Origin of the sequence: Pseudomonas edaphica (genome assembly GCF_005863185.1) — a bacterium.
Lineage (GTDB): Bacteria > Pseudomonadota > Gammaproteobacteria > Pseudomonadales > Pseudomonadaceae > Aquipseudomonas > Aquipseudomonas edaphica.
This window is the reverse complement of sequence record NZ_VBVZ01000994.1, coordinates 1-1249: the sequence shown is the minus strand read 5'-3', so window position 1 is coordinate 1249 and position 1249 is coordinate 1. Positions and strand designations below refer to the sequence as shown.

The following is a 1249-nucleotide window of genomic DNA, read 5'->3' as shown; positions in this document are numbered from 1 at the left end:
CTGCCCAGGGCGGCAATCACGCGAGCATAGGCATTCATGGAAACAGAGAGGCTGCCCTTCTCGATTTCGATCAGTTTTTGCCGGGTAACGCCCGCAAGTTTCGCCAGGTCCGCTTGTGTATAGCCACGGTTGAGGCGCATGGAGCGAACTTGTTGGCCTAAGCGTTGGGTGATAATAGAAGTGTCCATGTCACGTATTCATTACTTTTGATTATTTAAGTCATATATACGTTACATTTTTAAGCTGTCAATGCCATCCCGACCAAACACCCAACTCAACCTGCGCTCATACCCAACCCGCCCCTTATACGCCTCCCCGCTGTCCACCCACCCAGCCGCCAGATACAACCCCATCGCCGCCACATTGTCCGTGTCCACCGACAACTCCAGCGCCTTGATCTGCGGCCACGCCTGCAGGGCCGCCGCCGGCAATGCCTGCAAACACGCTTTGCCAAACCCGCGCCCTTGCTGATGCCGGTCCACCTGCAACGCGTGCAGCGTGGCGCTGTGTTCATCGGCCCAATGGGGCAGGCAGGGTGGGCGTTTGAGCAGCAGGAAGGCCACGGGCATTTCGTCGGCCAGTAGTGCAAAGCCTTTGATTGCGCCGGGCTTGGGGTTGACCAGCAGGCTGTTGAGCGCGCAGTAGATATCGCCGGAATACGCCAGTTGCTCGGGGTGCACTTGCAGGGTGTCGAGCTGCTGTTTTTGCACAAGGCTCAGCGTCTCATAGGCGACGAGGCGGGTTTCCATCGGGGGCGCATCCGAAATCCTACAAAGAGGCGTGGATTCTAGCGGGTTTGATGCACGCGAAATTATTTTTCAGTGGCGTGTCGATTTCATTCAAGGCCATTCGACCAGGAGTGTCCTTTGTGATTTTCCAACCCCCAGGAGTATCGCCATGAGCACTGCAATCAACACCCTGATCGAGCAATGGAAACAAGCCGTACTTGATCGTGATATCGACAAAATTGTCAGCTATTACGCCGACGATATCGTCTCGTTCGACGCCGTCACTGCGCTGCAATTCAAGGGCAAGGCCGCCTACCGCGCCCATTGGGACGAATGCATGAAGCATTGCCCTGGCCCGGGCATTTTCGAATTTCATGAGCTGCATATCGTTGAGGCGCCCGACAGCGCGTTTGCCCACTGGCTGGCCCACTGCGGCGGCGCCGGGCCGGATGGCGTGGTGAAGGCGTGCTGGATGCGCGTGACTGCCGGCTACCAGCGTATCAACGGGCAGTGGAAGGTGG

General features: G+C 57.5%; 3 protein-coding genes. 1 reads left to right on the top strand and 2 read right to left on the bottom strand.

The features are described 5' to 3' along the window. A partial coding sequence (locus tag FEM54_RS32765; RefSeq protein ID WP_138454306.1) for a helix-turn-helix transcriptional regulator occupies nt 1-188 on the bottom strand: 188 nt, incomplete at its 3' end. Between the two features lie 42 nt (nt 189-230). After that, a complete protein-coding gene (locus FEM54_RS32760; RefSeq protein ID WP_099550464.1) occupies nt 231-749 on the bottom strand; it encodes a GNAT family N-acetyltransferase in 519 nt (172 codons plus the stop codon). 148 nt (nt 750-897) lie between these two features. On the opposite strand from FEM54_RS32760, the gene FEM54_RS32755 reads away from it, so the two are divergent. Beyond that, the coding region (locus FEM54_RS32755) for a YybH family protein (RefSeq protein ID WP_138454305.1) at nt 898-1249 on the top strand (352 nt) is incomplete at its 3' end.